This window comes from Paraburkholderia sp. RL17-381-BIF-C, from assembly GCF_046026435.1.
Classification (GTDB): domain Bacteria; phylum Pseudomonadota; class Gammaproteobacteria; order Burkholderiales; family Burkholderiaceae; genus Paraburkholderia.
Window position 1 is genome coordinate 1 of sequence record NZ_JARESX010000071.1, and the last position, 16,425, is coordinate 16,425.

The following is a 16,425-nucleotide window of genomic DNA, read 5'->3' on the forward strand; positions in this document are numbered from 1 at the left end:
ACTAGCGACCGAACCAGGCCTGGGCAGGTTTCGCAGACGAATAGCTTGCTTTCGTCGATGAAGGAGTCAGTCATGTGAGCGCGACTGCGCGCCTACAAACAGCGAGCTGTCCGGCACGTCGAGCGAAGCAAGTGACGCTGATCAGCTCGGTCTGTTCAACGAAGCCGAGGCGCAGGCAGCTGACGCCGACGCGGCGCCAGCTCGCGAGGACGCTCCCGGCACACAGGTCGCAGGTCATGCGCGCAGTAAGTGCGGACGCAAACCGCTTGATCTAGGGCTGCCTCGTGAAGTCGTGCGCCACGAACTGCCTGAGTCGGAGCGGTTCTGCTCACATGACGGCGATGCACTGGTCGAGATTGGCGTCGAGACGAGCGAACAACTCGACGTGATTCCCGAGCAGGTGCGCGTCATCCAACACCAACGGGGCAAATACGCATATCCATGCGGCTATCTGGGCATCAAGCTCACGCTGGCGCCTGCCCGTGTCATCCCGCGTGGCCTGCGCACTAAATCTGCGCTGGCGTGGATCATCACCGGCACGTACCAGTACAGCATGCCCATATACCGTCAGGAGATGCTGTTACGTCGCCTTGGCGGTGATATCTCGTCGAATACACTGGCCACGAGTGTGGTGCGAGTGGGTCAGGGCGCCCCAACCGGTGATCAACCTGATGCGGGCCATCCTGCTCGAATCGGAGGTATCCATGGAGACGAGAAGACCTTCCAGGTACTGAAGGAGCCGGACGAAGACCTCAGTCAAAGAGTTACCTATGGGCGCAGTCAACGGATCGGGCCCGCCCGTGCGGATGTTCTCCTACTCACCGGGACGGGGTGCACAGCAACGGCCGTGACAAAAGGCGACACCGTGCAACTGGTCGGCTTCGGCTCCCTTTCCACTGGCGCACGTGTTGTCCGGGTCGGCCGCGATCCGGCGACTGGCGCCCTGATCCAGATCACGGCTGTAAAGACAGTCTGGTTCACCGCAGGCAAGACGTTCAAGGATGCAGTGGACAGGTAACCTAAAGTCGAATGCAGGCGTACGGGGTTGTAGGCGCCGACGATGCACTGGTCAATGTAGCGCCGTGCCTCGCCCTAGTTGGCGTACTGACGCTGCCACACACGCTCCATTTTCAGGTTCAGGAAGAACGGCCCCATCTTCAAGTTATCCCGGCAGTTGATGTCCTCGAGCAGTTGCCAGTTCTCCACTTCGAGCTGCCGGATCCTCGTTGATTCGGGATCGTTCTCCTACCGACCTGTACGAGGAAATTAGGCGACTTCAGGGGCCGCGAAACAGCGGCAAGGTCATGTCGCATAAAAATCCACTGGCACACAAATGTGTCTTCATGAAAGACATGCATGCGCCTAGAAGGTCTTATCTCCAGAAAAAATTTGACCACAACAAACTACACGAATCAATAGTTCAAGGCATTCTCGGCTAACGCAATCGCGTTGGCTAAGTAGGCATGATATTCGCATTGGTACCGAACGGGGAACAAATGGTCGTTTGAAAGCAGCAGTTCGCCTGAACACATTGAGGGTTGGCATTCGCGCGTCATAGTTATCCGCGTGGACGAGACCGAAAGCGACTTAGCCGCCCTGTTCACAGGCGGCATGTGACCGAACGAAAAAGACAAAAGGAGACATTGATGGAGGTTTTGCATTCAACGGGCGCCAGTGAGGCGGCTGTCGACCAGTCGATCGACGAGAAACGGAGAAGCGCTATCAAAGGCGCCGTTTTCTCTGAATTCATCGATATGTTCGACATTTATCTTCCAGTTATTATCCTTGCGCCAATACAAGCTTACTTCCTGCCACGTAATGTCTCCGTTGCGCACCAGGGGATCCTCGAGTCGCTCGTGTTCGTCACGACATTCCTTGGGCGACCGCTTGGTGCGCTAGTGTTCGGACGCTTCGCAGACCGGGTAGGACGCCGCGTCGCGTCGATTGTTTCAGTCAGCGGCTTTGCCGTCGCGACGTTGGCTATCGCGCTGATACCCGGCTATGAATCGATCGGAATCGGATCATTCTGGCTGCTCGTCCTGCTGCGGTTTGTCGACGGAATTTTTCTCGGTGGGGGTTACACCGGAGCGCTGCCTCTTGCAATTGAATATGCAAAGAAGGAGCAGCGCGGACTCGTAGGAGGTCTTATTCTCGCGGGCTTTCCAGCAGCGTACGTGGCGATCAATTTCGTAGCTATGGTCATGTTCGCATTTTTTCCGGTCACGGGTCCAGGCTCAGCCTATGCGACGTGGGGTTGGCGCATTCCGTTCGTTCTGGGTGCCGTGATGGCGAGTCTGCTTGCATTATATTACGTTCGCAAAGTGGTGGAATCGGAGGTATGGCAACGCAAATCGTCCGTGAGGTCCAGGAGCACGGCGGCAAGCGGTCTCGTAACCGGGGGTTCGCGCCGCAATCTAATTCAGGTTCTCCTGATGATGACGGGCTTTTGGCTCACGCAAAACGTGGTCGGCCTGTTCGTGCCGACAGGTGTTCTACTCAAGATAATTCATCTCACGCCGTTTCAAATGACGGTCACGTTGATGGCATCTTACGCTGTGCTTTGTTTCTCGCATATTGGCACAGGTATGTTGGGTCAGAGAATCGGTCGACGCACGTTACTGGCCATCTTAAGTGCGATGACAGCTACCGTCGGTGCGGGTCTGTTGCACGTCTTGATGAATGCACAGGGCAAGCCGCTTATGGTCCTCGCGCTGGTCGTATGCGCGCTTGCCCTTATCGTTAGCTCGCCGTGGGCTGTGCTCGTCACTTACATCAACGAACGCTTCGCTACTGGTGTTCGGGCGACCGGCTTCGGCGTCGGTTACAGTTTGTCGGTGGTCGTCCCTTCGTTCTACGCGTTTTACATGAACTGGTTGGGCACAATTATGCCGATGCATTGGGCTCCCATTACGCTGCTCTGCGTGGGCGGTGTGATTTCCTGCATTGGGGTCTTGATGGGACCAGAAACGCGGGATGTCGAATTGTAATTTGGTCGCAGACGAGCATACAGGCCGCCTTGTAAGGCGGCTTCTGCGTAAGCATCCAAAAGCTGCACGGTCGCGAATTGTGTTGACGCGCGTGACGGTCGGCTGCTAGCGGACGGGATCGATGTGTAAAGCGGCGGTCTAAGAAACCACATTTGAGGGTAACAGTTCGTCGATCCAGTTCACCGGGCGAGCTGCGGTGCGCTCGATGCACGCAGTGCAGATAGGCTTCGGGATCAATGCTAGATAGACCTGCAGAACCGATCACGCTGTACGTCGCGGTTGAGCGTTCGCCAGCGGAGTCGGCACCAGCCGAGGATGCCGACTTGTGAACATCGCTCGTAGTATCTACTACAGGAAGCTCCGCGAAAATAGGAAGGCATTGCGTGCCGAATCGTTCCGACGGGCGATCGAAACGGTGGTGGACGGATGCCACGCCTAAGGGTATCAGAGACTCACCCATGAGTTAAAGCGGCGCGGCTCGCCGTAAATCACGATTAGTTGAAAAGAAGTACAGCACGAACCGGCTACATTCATCATTTGGCTACATGCTGTCCGAGGAATTTGGGCAATGTCACCTTGCCCAGTAGCAGGTCAATGTCTGATACCCGACGTATCCATGGGACGGGGTCCACTCCAATTCGTGAGTCAGGATTCAGTGCAAATCAACCCAGAGTCCACGCGCCAACCTGACGTGAGTTGAGGTCTTTAAGGGACAGCCCCACAGCAGATTGCATTTGCCAGGGACATGTGTCTCTGAAGTAGGCGTGTTTGAACTGATTCTCCTTCGTCGCTCAATTCTGCCGCTAATGGTTAGATGGCTCAAGTTGCCGGCGCGAGTCAGCACGAAGGAGAAGCGCATATACCCGGAATTCAGATCTTTGGCACGCTTGTAGCTTAAGTAGCTCTCACAGAATTTTCTGCGCTATTTGCTGCGGCATAGCGGAGCAAGCCAAGCAAGCCAATTGCCTATCACGTCACACTGAGGAATGATCTAATGCTTCCACTTGAAGGATTGTCGGTTATCGATTTTTCCACGCTACTCCCTGGTCCCTTGGCAAGCCTTATACTTGCTGAGGCAGGCGCTGACGTCATAAAAATTGAACGACCAAGTTCTGGTGATGAGATGAGAACGTATCAACCGCGTGTTGGCGAAGACAGCGCAAACTTTGTCATGCTCAACCGAGGGAAACGTAGTCTTGCTGTCGACCTGAAACAACCTGAGGTTGTTGCGCGCGTACGGGCGCTGATTGAGCGTGCTGACGTGCTCATCGAGCAGTTCAGGCCGGGTGTGATGGATAGGTTGGGACTCGGATTTGATGCGATGCATTCCATCAATCCAAAGTTAGTGTACTGCTCTATTTCAGGCTGGGGCCAAACTGGGCCCAAAGCGAGCGTAGCGGGCCACGATCTAAATTACCTCGCCGAAACCGGAATTCTAGGGCTTTCTGCGGGTGCAGACGGTGCTCCGGTTTTGCCGCCGGTACTTGCAGCCGACATCGCTGGGGGTGCCTTTCCGGCGGTAATGAATATCATGTTCGCATTGCGGGAGCGTGACCGAACAGGCGAGGGTGTTCGGTTGGACATTTCAATGGCCGACAATCTGTTCGCCTTTCATTATTGGAGCATTGGGAGCGGGGCGTCCGGGAGCGGCTGGCCCAAGCCTGGCGCGGAACTGGTCACGGGTGGTTCACCTCGTTATCACATTTACCCAACAGCCGATGGTCGTTACCTGGCGGCCGCCCCAGTTGAAGAAAAGTTCTGGCAGCGTTTCTGTCAAATTATCGGGCTGACCCAGGAGCTAAGGGGTACAGAGATAGATCAAAGGGTTGTCATAGCGGAAGTGCGACGCCGGATAACGGAACAAACGTCGGCATACTGGCGCGACGCTTTCGCAGGACAGGACGTATGCTGCTCGATCGTCGCGACGCTCGAGGAAGCGATGAGTGACCCACATGTCATTGCACGTGGGCTATTCGACCACAAGGTCAAATCTGGAGAGGCAACGTTGCCAGCCTTACCTGTTCCCGTGGCGCCAGTGTTTCGTTCGATCGCTGAGTTGCGGGTCGCGCCAAGTTTAGGCGACTCCAATCAGGAATTGCTGAACTTGATCTGAGCACATAGTTGCTGCGCATTTTAACTCTGTAAAACGGAAGTAAGCCGGTTTAAACCCGGCTTAAGATACGACTAACCAATTCGGCAAACGTTGCGCGAGCACCGCGATGTAAAGTTATGAACATCGATCCAAAAAGCGTATCTGCCGATCAGAACTATAAACTCATTACAGGGCTCATTGTCCCTCGCCCAGTTGCCTGGATTACAACGCTTTCCGAGAACGGGTCAGTCAATCTTGCGCCATTCTCGGCTTTTGCGCAGGTCACGCATACACCGCCGCTTCTGATCGTGGCAGTTGGAAAACGAGGCGAAGTGCGCAAAGACACCGGTCGTAACATTGTCGCGACGCGGGAGTTTGTCGTGAATATTGCAACGTTTAAGGACGCTGACGATGTTCATGCATCCTCGGTCGATCTCCCCTATGGTGAAAGCGAGATCGACCGGTTGGGTCTTGCGACAGCTCCGTTGAGGGTTATCGGAGTACCCCGATTAGCACACGTTCCTGCCGCGATGGAGTGCAGACTGCGGGAAGCAATCGACTATGAAGATTCAGACAGTATAATTTTCGTCGCAGATGTGGCGCAATTCTACGTATGCGATGATCTTCTGCGAGACGGTAAAGTTGCCACTAGAGACCTGGATCCAATAGCCAGGCTTGGCGGTCCAAACTATGCCGGTCTTGGCCGATTTAAGACTGCTAAACCCCCAAATTAGGCGTTTCATTCATGGCGCTAACGGGAGAATGAACGAAGGCCGATAAGTGGTGCGATCCGCAGTAATCTTTCAGTACGCGATGTAACGTCAAAATGGCTACGGCGTCTTATTCAAACGCCGTAGCCAGGCAAAGCATATCTGGAGTCAATCTCATCGACACGCCAAAACACTAGAAAAGGTGCAGGATGCCAGCCTGAACGCCGATGAGGCGCTTGCCGTTGACGTCGTTCCCAGTAAAGTTCACAGGCGCTCCCGAACCGCTGAAACGAAAGCCAGCAGTGCCCTCGTTCTTGAGGTAGTTCGCGAACGCATAAAAGCACGTCTGCTTCGAAATACTGTAGTAGCCGCCAAAATTCGCACCATATGCGTCATTCGCCCCACTTTTTGTATCCTGGATCTTGCCGATCAATGCACCAATACGAAGTGCGGGGCTGATGCGATAGTCAGCGGAAATCTGATATACGTTATAGAACCGCTCCGCGTTGGGATCTGTACCCGAGAAAAAATTGTTCGGGACCGAGACATTACTTAGAATCCCGACAGCGTTGTTACTGGTCGTGGCACTCGATGTCGAATTGTTGGTTCGCACAAACGTTAGATAAACCTTGCCAGCACCATAGTCATACCATGTGTGCAGGTTGTGATACTGAATCTTCGTCTGAATCGGACCGTTCGGCGCGGGCTTCGCGAGCAGTCCGGTGTAGCCCGCGCGGAAAGGGCCATTTGTATAATCCAACTCCCATTGATAGAGCGCTTGAGAAGCAATGCCACCACCGGCGATGCCTGGCATCGCGTAATGAAGTTCGATCTGAAAATTAGCGATTCGGGGAGACCGATAGGATATGTCATTGTCGAACCGGATCGGCATACCTATGATCTCGACTATGGAGCCATAAGTTCCCGCAGCGGTGTAGTCATAGTCGGTGGCGTACGCGAAAGCCGGGGCAATTTGCCGCCCTACCTTGAATGTCCCGTAGGATGAGTTTTCGATCCCGACCCATGCCTGACGGTCGAAGAGTCGGCTACTGTCGTTGAGGGACCCGCTAGTTGAATTGAATCCGCTTTCCAGCTGGAAGTTGATCTTGCTGCCATAACCAATATCTTCGGCACCGCGCATACCAAAGCGGCTACGTGCGAGCGCACCGTCGTTCATCGATAAAAGGCCTTTTCCCTGACTGCTATTCATCCACCCCAGGTATTCGTCGATTAGCCCGTAAAACGTGACGCTAGACTGAGCATAGCTTCCGGCCGATATCATTGCCAGTACGGCACCTAGGAGCATCCTTTGACAGTTTTTTTTGCAATTTGATAGGTGTCTCATAATTAAAATTGTATGTATTCTAGTAGATTGATACGCAATCAAAAGCCGCTCGCGAACACTAGCGTCGTGGCGTCGCACGGTTCACCCTGGCAAGGCACATGTTTTTATTTGAGCGGCGTGACTAGTGCTGCGGATCGGGTTTTGCTTCCAACTGATGGGCTTGTTGTGATCTCCCTGACGAGGTGATGGGAGCCAGAAGAAAAAGGCCACCCGCTGCGACAACGGAGGGAATGGAGAGCATCGCGAAGACTGCACCAAATTTCCAGCCGATCGAAGTTAACGCCGCGCCGAGAAATGCGCCGAGGACGCCGCCGGCGCGTCCGGCGGTGAACATCCAGGAAACGCCCGTAGACCGACACTCAGCTGGGTAATAGGCAGCCGCGATCGTTGCAAGGGAGATACTCGCACTCGTCACGAGCGCTCCCGTGAGGAACATAAGAACGCCGAGCACAACGGGCAGGCTCAGTGCCTGACCTATTACCACCGCCATTACCGCGATAGTCAGGTACACCACGGCAACCACGAGCTTAGAATTAAAGCGATCCATGAGGAAGCCAACAGCGATGCCCCCGAGAACGCCACCGATCGGGAAAATCGAAGACAGGAGTGCCGCGCGCTCAAAGCTGAATCCTGCGTCGCGCAACAGGAGCGGCAACCATCCCGTCAGGAGATAATAGATAAGGAGATTCGCGAAGTAGATGACCCAGAGTACGAAGGTGCCGCGTCGGTATTCGCGTGAGAGAACGAGCCATCTATTCGATCGCCCTTTCCCGGTATGTTGGTGCATTGTGAAGGTGCAATTCGACAACTCTGCAGAAGGCGATAGGCGACGCAACACCGTGACTATCTTTTCATCTCGGCGCTGCAACTGTACGAGATACTGAGGAGATTCCGGAAGCAGCCACATGAGCACCAGTGCAAAGACAATTGGTACGAACCCTCCACAGGCGAAAACGCTCTGCCAGCCGAACTTCGGAATCAGCCAAGCTGATGCTGCTCCAGCGACCGCGAGACCTGCGGAAAAGCCCATCAATTGCGAGTTAACCGTCAGCGAACGTATTTTCGCTGGCGCGAATTCCGACATGAGTGCGACGGAATTCGGCATCGCTGCACCCAGACCGATCCCCGTGAGGAGGCGGAGTGCTGTTAGCGCGTCAAGTGACGTTGCGAAGGCGGACAGGCCTGAGAAAATGCCGAAAATTAGTGTAGAACTGACCACAACGCTCTTACGTCCGAATTTATCCGATAGTGGGCCACCGAGGAGGGACCCGAGTCCGAGGCCGACTAGCGCAGCGCTCATGACAGGACCAAGCGCTGCGCGTGCAATATTCCAGTCCTTGGAAATGGAGCCTGCTACAAAGCCGATCGCGGCCGTATCGTAACCATCCATTGCCACGACCATGAAACACAACACAAATATGAGCCAGTGGTAACGGGAAAAGGTTTGTTGGTCAAGAAAATGACCAACGTCAAGACTCCGTTTTGCGGACATTCTTGTCTCCGAAATTTGATTTTTGTACTTTATTGCGAAGTGCGAACCATTCAACGCAACTCGCGGCTTATTTTTCGGCCTCCCGACATCGAATGCCGGGTCGGCCTGGACAACGAATAAAGCGCTGATGTCTCAGGTTTGTCGCGAGCGGTAGTCGGTATAGCCGCGCGCGTCTGACCCGTACCAGTCTGACGGCCGCCGCTCAGCCAAGGGGTAACCGTTAGCGAGCCGTGCAGGTAGATCTGGATTGGCGATGAAATCACGGCCGAACGCGATAATGTCGGCCCGGCCTGCTTTCAATTCCTCGTTTGCGGACGCACCGGTATATTCTCCGGCGACGACGAGTGGTCCATTCCACAGTGGCCGAGTGAATCCCACGACGTCAGGGAGATCTATCCCGTGCTCTCGTACCACGGATTTAGGTCCTGAGACCTGAGAAGTGACGACATGGAGATACAGTTGATCCAGCTCTGAGAGGGCTGGGATCAGATAGCGGTAGAGGTCCGCCTCGTTCTGACTGGTCGCGCCGTTGAATTCGCTAAAGGGTGAAAGCCGGACACCGACGCGTTGCTTTCCGATTGCCCGTGCACACGCCTTGGCAACTTCGATAATGAAGCTGGCGCGTTTTTCGACGGTTCCGCCCCATTCATCGTTGCGCTGATTCGTGGACTCGTGAAGAAACTGCGCGGGTAGATAACCGTTCGCGGCGTGAATTTCGATGCCATCGCATCCTGCAGCGATCGCGTGCTTTGCGGCATTGGCATAGTCGGCAATGGTCGAGCGCACTTCGTGATCGGATAGAGCACGCGTCGCAGGTACCGGCTGCAGTCCATTTGCCGTATTGACGGTTCGCTCAAACGCGATTGCGCTCGGGCCAACAGGTGAGAGTCCCGCAAACGAGTTATCCGGGTGCGCTATGCGACCCACGTGCCACAACTGCATGATGATTTTGCTCCGGGCGCGATGGATGCGCTCCGTGATAGATCGCCACCCGTTGACGTGAGCTTCGGTGAAAATTCCGGGCACATTTAGAAATCCTTGTGCCTGAGGAGAAATGCTGACCCCCTCTGAAATGATCAGACCGGCTGTTGCCCGTTGTTCGTAGTAATCAGCCATGATCGCGGTGGGTGTACCATCTGCCGCGGCCCGGGACCGTGTCATTGGCGCCATGGCGATACGGTTGCTCAACGATAGATCGGCGAGTTGAACCGGCGAAAAGAGAGGTGTAGCTGCATGACTTGAGCTTTCGATGATAGTACTGCTCACTATGTAATCTCCATATTTCGCAATTTTTCCGTGATATTGGAAGTCATCGATGATGATAACGTCGAGCTTCTCTAACTGGTAATCGACAGCGGGCGGATGGAGCGCATCCAAGGTCGCCTCTAGTCTTCGACTCGTTGCCTTGTCTAGGCCGACGGAGTCTGTTTGCATGGCGGCATCTCACGCGCCGAGACAGCAAGAACGGCTTATCGCAGAATCCGCCTTCCAGTCCCAGCGAGCGGTCAGCACGATCTTTCAAATCAAAGTTCCGAAACCTGATCGATACGCCGATACTTTCGGTCGTTGAAAGAAAGCGGAAAGACCGGTTTAAATTCAGCTTTATTGCGTTGGCAGCACGAGCAGTACAGGAATCTGGCTTGGTATCGGGGAAAATATCAAGCCATCTCCCGAATGGTGGTAATGCGATTTCCGTGCCAAACCTCGGCCGTTCAGTTGAAGCGGTGTTGGAGTCTCAGATCCAAGGGCATAAGCTCGATGTTGCCGTGTTTGTTCGTCCTATTTGTCTATTCGAATGACATACTTGTATTCGGCGAATACATTTGATCTGTGGTAACGATAGATCGCTGAGACGGCCTTGAAGGTTGCTCGTTCAGAAAGCTGACTCGCATGTGGTCGAAGAGGTATCGTCCGCCGGCGGCCAATTCTGCTCCCGGTACCTAGTGTGAGTCGTCGCTCGCGACACAGAGCACTGAGCCAGCGATTTCATTGACATCACCGAGACGACGCAGCGATACCTGCGAAGCAAGTTCAACCTTCCGGGCCTACACCTGTTCATCTGTGCGGCCACTCGGGCGTGTAGCGGTGTATCGATCGCTGCTGGGCTAATCGCATTCACGCGGAATCCGCGTTCAAGCAATTCACACGAGTACGTTCGGGCCAATGAGCGCACAGCTGCCTTAGACGCTGATAACAGCGATTGGCCATCTCTACCGAATGGGTTGAGAAAGGAAGTCATAGGTGTCGGTAGGGATTTGCTATGCGGGAAGAGACCGCCGGCATTAAGATGGCTCCTGCCGAAGCGACAGTCGCTTAGGGCGCTAGTCACCGATCCAAGGTTTTTCGGGGCCAAATATGATGACTTCGCGAACCGGTAGGAATACCGTCGGTACGGTCATGTTTCGCAATGAACGCGACGCCACGAAAGCGTTATCTCGAGCCACAATACTTTCAAACCACGCTTCCGCGAGAAAGTCGTAATCGAAAGCGCCAGCATCGGATGCGAAGCCACCGGCGGTGGAGGGGTCCAGATGATTCAGGACCAGCTTTGCCGGGCGCATGAGTTGAACCGACGGTAGCGCCTGCTTGGTATAGAGGATCAAGGCCTTATACGGCAAGAACTTTCCATCAGGAACGGTATCTTCGCGTCCCAGTACAGAAACCGTTTTGTTTAAATCGAAGAGATATTGTTCGTCGGCTTTTACTGTATCGAAGTCCGGCTCTTCGCGAAAGCCGCGTGAATAGTCGTCACGCGGCACCTGTGTGGTCATTGTGACGCCATCGAAGAGTGGGTCTGCGCCATCCGGCAGATCGTCCACGTGATTCTGGATATAGCGTGTGGCGAACTTCCGGAAACCATGGAGTCCTGCGGCGAGCGGACCATGGTTGTGTTCGTAGTAATGGCTGAAGTCCCGCCGGGACCATCCCGAAGCGCGCTTCAGGAAAGAGTGACGCCGATATAAGGTAAGTGTGGGTTGACTCACGATATCCCCTCGCGCGCGCCTGTGCGGACCGCTGCAGGCATCGCAACCGATGTTTTCACCCTCGTGGTTTCTGTATTTTTTAGTGACATCAACTCCTCCATGCTGGTTATTGCACGCCTATGGACGGTTGCGGGCCGCAACTTATATGCCAGTGTAGTTCTGGTGTGGGTGGCAGATGGGCAGGGTCTCGCGCTGTCCGGGGAAAACGGGCGGACAGCCTACCGTCTGTGGCGGAAGGATTCGGGCCGGGGGTTCCAGCTCCCCACTTGGCGATAGGCGGGCCAATACCTACCCGGGCTCAAGTTCGAAGTGCTGCGATACTGCGGATTTTAATCTTGTGCACTGGTCTGGCCAAAGCCTCTACGTCAATGATTCTCCACGTAGGAACGCGCAGAGAAGTGACGTTGATCCCTCGTTTTTGGCCACACGTGATGAGGTGGCTCAGTCACAGTGCTCCGGTGTCTGAGCATGGACTTTCCTTTGCATCTCTGGATACCGTCTCACATTTGAGCCGATGAATCCGTCCTGCGCCCGAACTCTCGTGGGGATGAGATGCCTGTGCGATGACGGAACTGCCCGTCATCCGAGTGTGGCAAAAAATGCTATGTTTCCTCATATTGAGCCGTGTGCGGCTTTGTGCGATTTTGCCGGCTTGTTTGACCCAGCGTCGGCGCAGATTTGCGTTCAGTCTGTGATCCAGGGCGATCGCCGTCAGCGATACACCTGGTCTTCGGCAGGCTGCCACCAACTGGGCTTTGAACTCGGCGCTATATCGCCAGCGTCGACGCCTTCCAACCGGCGTGTCTTCTTCGACAGTGTTCACGTGTCCACCTATTTAAGTGCACACGATGCTCCCAAGACCTTCGACGTTACTCAAGACGGGATGGCCGGGTGCTTACAATACATGCACCTTAGCGGGCATAAGCGCGGGGATCGACTTGGCACTGGCGATGATTGAGGAAGACCTTGGCGTGGACGTATCACACACAATGGCACAAAAGCTGGTTGTCTATCGCCGTCGCCCCCGGCGGTCAATCACAGTTTTCCGCGTTGCTTGACATGGAGCCCGAGTCGAACAGGATTTGGAGTGTGCTGACCGATATGTGGGAAAATATAGTCCGGACGCTCTCGACCGAAAGTCTGGCCACGATTGCATACCTTAGTCTGCGGGAGTTTGGGCGCGCCTTTTTTGCCGAAACTGGAGAGACGCCAGCCAAGGCTGTGGAACCCTTCGAGCAAAAGTTGCCCGGTCACGGGTCGAGCGCGGAGCGGAGCCAATCGAAGTCATTGCCCGTAGTGCAGGCTCGTGGATCCTGAAAGAATGCGCTGTCCGTTCCTGAGAGTTTTCGACCATTCGCCGCAGAGTATTCGACGCATGGCGATAAATGAGCCGGCGAGGCCGCAACAAAATCCAGGGTGCTATGCACCCGCCAGCCGCGACGGGATCAATCGATCACCGCAAAACTGGCTTTCGAGCAGCAGTCGAAGCTCCGACGCAGCGCTGCCCCCACCAGCTCTTCATTTCAGCGAAAAGACCCTGAATTGAAATGTTTCAATCTATCTGGACCATACCGATGCAGGGTCATGATACGTAATCCTAAGCGTCAGTCGGTGTCATCACACATGCGTCCGCGGTTCCTCAATCAGGAGAGACACTCCTAACCCGGCCCGACGCCTGAGCCACGGACTCGGACGATATCTTGGGTCTCCGCTCAGGCTTTGCATGTTCTTCAGGGCTTCCAACAATAAGGCCGGCCCAATGAAGTCACCCAGCGCCAATGGTCCCCGTGGGTAGCCTAGACCAAGTCGAACTGCGGTATCAATGTCTTCAGGTGTGGCAATTGCTTGTTGAGCGATGTTGCTTGCGATATTTACGATTGCACAAATGACGCGTTGTACGACGAAACCTGCTGAATCACGTATCCGTGTAACAGGAATTCCGTCGCCGGAAAATAACCCGTGCGCAGCTTCAGCCGTTTCATCTGAGGTCACCGGTGTTGTCATGATTGTGCGGCGTTTTGTATCTTTAAACGGCAATAGCGTATCGATGCCGATCACACACGGGTAGGGTCTAGATTCTCTTCGGTTGCACACGCCGAAGCGTCTTTGCCAATGGGAGTCACGATAATTAAGGCATTATCCGTAGGGCGTTTGCCTATTTCTGGACTCACGCCCAGAATCTGCAGCAGGTTCAATACCATACTATGCCCGCGCTGGTTCGCCCGACTGACCAAAATACTTTTAGGACGTGTGCGTAGCGACGTAACAGCTGGTTTAACTTCCTTCCTTCCATCAATATAGCGATAAAACCCCGTCCCGGACTTGCGTCCCAACATTCCGCCGAGCGAGCGCAGCGCGGTGATAGGTGAGGGTCGGAACCGAGGCTCATCGTAGAACTGCCGGTAGATCGTCTCCATCACTGGGTGCGATACGTCTAACCCAGTCAGGTCGAGCAGTTCGAACGGGCCCATCCGAAAGCCCCCCTGTTCGCGCATGATGTCATCGATGTCTGCCAAGTCGGCAACCCCTTCTTGTGCGATTTTTAGACCCTCAATGTTCATACCGCGACCTGCATGATTCACGATGAATCCGGGCATGTCTTTGCATCGCACAGGCTTATGTCCCAGGCGATGTGCAAACTCCGATAGGGAATCGCTGACGGCTGGGTCGGTTGATATGGCATCAATGATTTCCACCACTGTCATCAACGGGATAGGGTTGAAAAAGTGATAGCCAGCTATTCGCTGCGGATACTTCGCGCCGGAAGCAATCGCGGTAATCGACAGCGAGGAGGAGTTTGATGCGATGACCGCATGGCCGGCAGAATGGCTTCGAGCTTTTCGACGAGCTCCCGCTTGGGCTCCAGCCGCTCGGCGATTGCCTCGATGACCAGGTTACAGTCCGCCAGCTCGTCAAGGGAACTGCACACGTGCAGATGCGCGAATGCGGAATCAGCCCCAGCCTTCGACAGCTTTCCCTTGTCAGCAAGGGTAGTGAGAATATTTAGGATTGACTGAGACGCTTGATGGGCTGATTCCGGATTCGCATCAAAAAGGAACACATGTACGCCTGCCTGTGCGCAGATTTGAGCGATACCGCGTCCCATCGCGCCGGCGCCAACGATTCCAACCCGGTTGATTGGAACGTGCTTTTGATTTAACGCTTGCATGATAACTCGGTGCTATTTGCCTGGATTGCGACAGGGCATGACTCGTCGAGCCGGCTCGTCGCTCGCGCCCCTCGAAATGAAGAACGCTGATAGCGCGACGATGAGCCGAGTCCTGGCCTATGCGTTTCGGGCACGTTCGGCGGCGACGACTGCGCGGCGCGCGGGCGAATACGCCTCTTGGCCAAGGGATTCGAACAGCGCTCGCGTTACCCGGAAGTGATCGGCAAGACCTGTTCGCTCCAGCAGAGCAATGGGCCCTTCTGGATAACCGAGTCCGAGACACAAAGTTTTGTCGAGGTCCGCGGCGCTCGCCAGCTTTTCATCCAGACGTCTTAGTGCGGCATTGAAGTAGGGGCGAACTAGTCGGTCGACAATGCGGCCGGGAAAGTCGTGGCAAATCGCTACCTTGAGATTGGCAGCCTCAAAGGCGGATTTTGCTGCCTCCAGCGCTTCTGAGCTCGTGTTGGGCTGTTTCACCAATTCGACAAGCGAGGTCGGCTCTCCGTTGCCTAGTCGATAGCGCGCGAACCCGACTACATTCGAGCCCTCAAGACCGCTTTCTTCGCCAGTGTGTGAACCTAAGCATTCCGTGTCAAGTTCGACGGCGACAAACACGCGTGTCTGGTGCTCGGTTCCCTTTGCATAAGCCTGCCCGGCCCCCGTGCCGAGATAGTAAAGACCTTCTCCGCCCGCTATCGCGCCTCGTGTAAAGTCATGGGCCGCGGGAAACGATCTGCTTTGGCCAGATTGAACGATTTCATAACTCATTGTCAAGCTCCGAACATTTTTGTGTCGCTGTACACATGGAAGCCATGTCCTGTCTTCCTGCCAAGCCGTCCCGCCGCAATCATGCGACGAACGAGCGGGGGGCAGGCGGCCCGCGGCTCGTGAGTAAGGCCATACATAGCCTCGCAAAGCAGCTTTTGGGTGTCCATGCCAACCAGGTCCAGAAGTTCCAATGGACCCATGGGATATCCCAGTGCTGTTTTGATAGCAAGATCAATATCCGCGGCGTCTGCTACACCTTGTTCAACAAGTCGGATGGCGTCGTTATTGAACGGGATCAAAAAATAGTTCAGGATAAAACCTGGCGTGTCCTGCGTCCTCACAGGTCGTTGCCCCAAGGCCTCGGCAAACGCCCACGCGTGGTCAAATGACTGTTGGGACGTACTCATGCCTGGCGACATTTCGACCAGCTTCATCAGCTGGGCGGGAAGGCAAAAGTGCATACCCACGAAGCGATCCGGCCGACCCGACCCACCGGCGATCTCGGTAATGGAGATGGTCGACGTGTTGGAGGCGAAGAGCGTGCTCTCGTGGCAGACCTCGTTCAGCTTCTGAAACAGTTGATGCTTCGTGTCCAGGTCTTCGAAAATCGCTTCAATGACTATGTCGCATGCGGCCAGGTCCGCTATTTCGGTCGTGCCCGACCACAGCTCCATGGCTTGCGCTCCGGCGCCAGGAGGTATCTTGCCGCGTGCCTCGGATTTCGTGAAAAACGCGGAGGTTTGTTCTCTTGCTCGATCGAGTGCCTCCTGGCGCTGATCGAACACCAGGGTCTTAAAGCCTGCTCTTGCGGCCACGATCGCGATGCCGGCACCCATGGTGCCCGCGCCCGCCACTCCGACGGTTTTGATATTCGACAT

The 16,425-nt window shown here is 55.0% G+C and carries 11 protein-coding genes and 5 pseudogenes; 6 read left to right on the forward strand and 10 right to left on the reverse strand.

From position 1 onward, the window contains the following. Positions 1–151: 151 nt before the first annotated feature. Positions 152–688, forward strand: a pseudogene (locus P0D70_RS37110) (transposase); the annotation flags it as partial. 156 nt (positions 689–844) lie between these two features. Next, positions 845–1,018, forward strand: a pseudogene (locus P0D70_RS37115) (HU family DNA-binding protein); the annotation flags it as partial. On the opposite strand, the pseudogene P0D70_RS29795 reads toward P0D70_RS37115, so the two are convergent. Next, positions 1,012–1,176 (reverse strand): annotated as a pseudogene (locus tag P0D70_RS29795) (IS3-like element ISPsy37 family transposase); the annotation flags it as partial. The pseudogenes P0D70_RS37115 and P0D70_RS29795 sit on opposite strands and share 7 nt — an antisense overlap. Positions 1,177–1,646: 470 nt before the next feature. Here P0D70_RS29795 and P0D70_RS29800 point away from each other — a divergent pair. The 3 genes from P0D70_RS29800 (at position 1,647) to P0D70_RS29810 (ending at position 5,813) form a co-directional block, all read left to right on the forward strand. Continuing rightward, positions 1,647–2,987 (forward strand): MFS transporter, encoded by a 1,341-nt coding sequence (locus P0D70_RS29800; protein WP_408187090.1) that lies wholly within the window; start codon positions 1,647–1,649, stop codon positions 2,985–2,987. Between the two features lie 994 nt (positions 2,988–3,981). Next, positions 3,982–5,100, forward strand: a complete 1,119-nt coding sequence (locus tag P0D70_RS29805; RefSeq protein WP_408187092.1) for a CaiB/BaiF CoA transferase family protein — start codon at positions 3,982–3,984, stop codon at positions 5,098–5,100. Between the two features lie 116 nt (positions 5,101–5,216). After that, a complete protein-coding gene (locus P0D70_RS29810) occupies positions 5,217–5,813 on the forward strand; it encodes a flavin reductase family protein (RefSeq protein ID WP_408187094.1) in 597 nt (198 codons plus the stop codon). A 169-nt stretch (positions 5,814–5,982) separates the two neighbouring features. Here P0D70_RS29810 and P0D70_RS29815 read toward each other — a convergent pair whose 3' ends face one another. The 6 genes from P0D70_RS29815 to P0D70_RS29840 form a co-directional block, all read right to left on the reverse strand. Next, positions 5,983–7,134: a porin gene (locus P0D70_RS29815; protein WP_408187095.1), complete on the reverse strand. Its 1,152-nt coding sequence runs from the start codon at positions 7,132–7,134 to the stop codon at positions 5,983–5,985. Positions 7,135–7,255: 121 nt separating this feature from the next. Further along, positions 7,256–8,626 carry an MFS transporter gene (locus P0D70_RS29820; RefSeq protein WP_408187100.1) on the reverse strand — a complete coding sequence of 457 codons (1,371 nt, stop codon included), beginning with the start codon at positions 8,624–8,626 and terminating at the stop codon, positions 7,256–7,258. Between the two features lie 132 nt (positions 8,627–8,758). Then, positions 8,759–10,060, reverse strand: a complete 1,302-nt coding sequence (locus P0D70_RS29825; protein WP_408187102.1) for an alkene reductase — start codon at positions 10,058–10,060, stop codon at positions 8,759–8,761. A gap of 439 nt (positions 10,061–10,499) precedes the next feature. After that, the gene (locus P0D70_RS29830) at positions 10,500–10,865 is read right to left on the reverse strand and encodes an SDR family oxidoreductase (RefSeq protein ID WP_408187104.1); all 366 of its coding nucleotides are present in this window, start codon (positions 10,863–10,865) and stop codon (positions 10,500–10,502) included. 82 nt (positions 10,866–10,947) lie between these two features. After that, a complete protein-coding gene (locus P0D70_RS29835; RefSeq protein WP_408187106.1) occupies positions 10,948–11,610 on the reverse strand; it encodes an EthD domain-containing protein in 663 nt (220 codons plus the stop codon). Positions 11,611–12,055: 445 nt separating this feature from the next. Next, positions 12,056–12,433, reverse strand: coding sequence for a transposase (locus tag P0D70_RS29840; RefSeq protein WP_408187108.1), 378 nt, complete (start codon positions 12,431–12,433; stop codon positions 12,056–12,058). A gap of 85 nt (positions 12,434–12,518) precedes the next feature. Here P0D70_RS29840 and P0D70_RS29845 point away from each other — a divergent pair. Beyond that, positions 12,519–12,985: pseudogene (locus tag P0D70_RS29845) on the forward strand (helix-turn-helix domain-containing protein); the annotation flags it as partial. A 242-nt stretch (positions 12,986–13,227) separates the two neighbouring features. Here P0D70_RS29845 and P0D70_RS29850 read toward each other — a convergent pair. The 3 genes and pseudogenes from P0D70_RS29850 to P0D70_RS29860 all read right to left on the reverse strand — a co-directional run bounded on the left by P0D70_RS29850 (position 13,228) and on the right by P0D70_RS29860 (position 16,425). Beyond that, a pseudogene (locus P0D70_RS29850) lies at positions 13,228–14,779 on the reverse strand (3-hydroxyacyl-CoA dehydrogenase). 117 nt (positions 14,780–14,896) lie between these two features. Continuing rightward, on the reverse strand, positions 14,897–15,547 hold the full coding sequence (locus P0D70_RS29855) for a 3-hydroxyacyl-CoA dehydrogenase family protein (protein WP_408187110.1): 651 nt from the start codon (positions 15,545–15,547) through the stop codon (positions 14,897–14,899). A gap of 2 nt (positions 15,548–15,549) precedes the next feature. Then, on the reverse strand, positions 15,550–16,425 hold the full coding sequence (locus P0D70_RS29860) for a 3-hydroxyacyl-CoA dehydrogenase family protein (RefSeq protein WP_408187113.1): 876 nt from the start codon (positions 16,423–16,425) through the stop codon (positions 15,550–15,552).

Bases quoted from the DNA above. Each gene is read 5' to 3' on its own strand.
- P0D70_RS29810 (WP_408187094.1), top strand. From the start codon at position 5,217: ATGAACATCGATCCAAAAAGCGTATCTGCCGATCAGAACTATAAACTC.
- P0D70_RS29825 (WP_408187102.1), bottom strand. From the start codon at position 10,060: ATGCAAACAGACTCCGTCGGCCTAGACAAGGCAACGAGTCGAAGACTA.
- P0D70_RS29830 (WP_408187104.1), bottom strand. From the start codon at position 10,865: ATGACTTCCTTTCTCAACCCATTCGGTAGAGATGGCCAATCGCTGTTA.
- P0D70_RS29820 (WP_408187100.1), bottom strand. From the start codon at position 8,626: ATGTCCGCAAAACGGAGTCTTGACGTTGGTCATTTTCTTGACCAACAA.
- P0D70_RS29805 (WP_408187092.1), top strand. From the start codon at position 3,982: ATGCTTCCACTTGAAGGATTGTCGGTTATCGATTTTTCCACGCTACTC.
- P0D70_RS29860 (WP_408187113.1), bottom strand. From the start codon at position 16,425: ATGTCGAATATCAAAACCGTCGGAGTGGCGGGCGCGGGCACCATGGGT.
- P0D70_RS29815 (WP_408187095.1), bottom strand. From the start codon at position 7,134: ATGAGACACCTATCAAATTGCAAAAAAAACTGTCAAAGGATGCTCCTA.
- P0D70_RS29800 (WP_408187090.1), top strand. From the start codon at position 1,647: ATGGAGGTTTTGCATTCAACGGGCGCCAGTGAGGCGGCTGTCGACCAG.
- P0D70_RS29855 (WP_408187110.1), bottom strand. From the start codon at position 15,547: ATGAGTTATGAAATCGTTCAATCTGGCCAAAGCAGATCGTTTCCCGCG.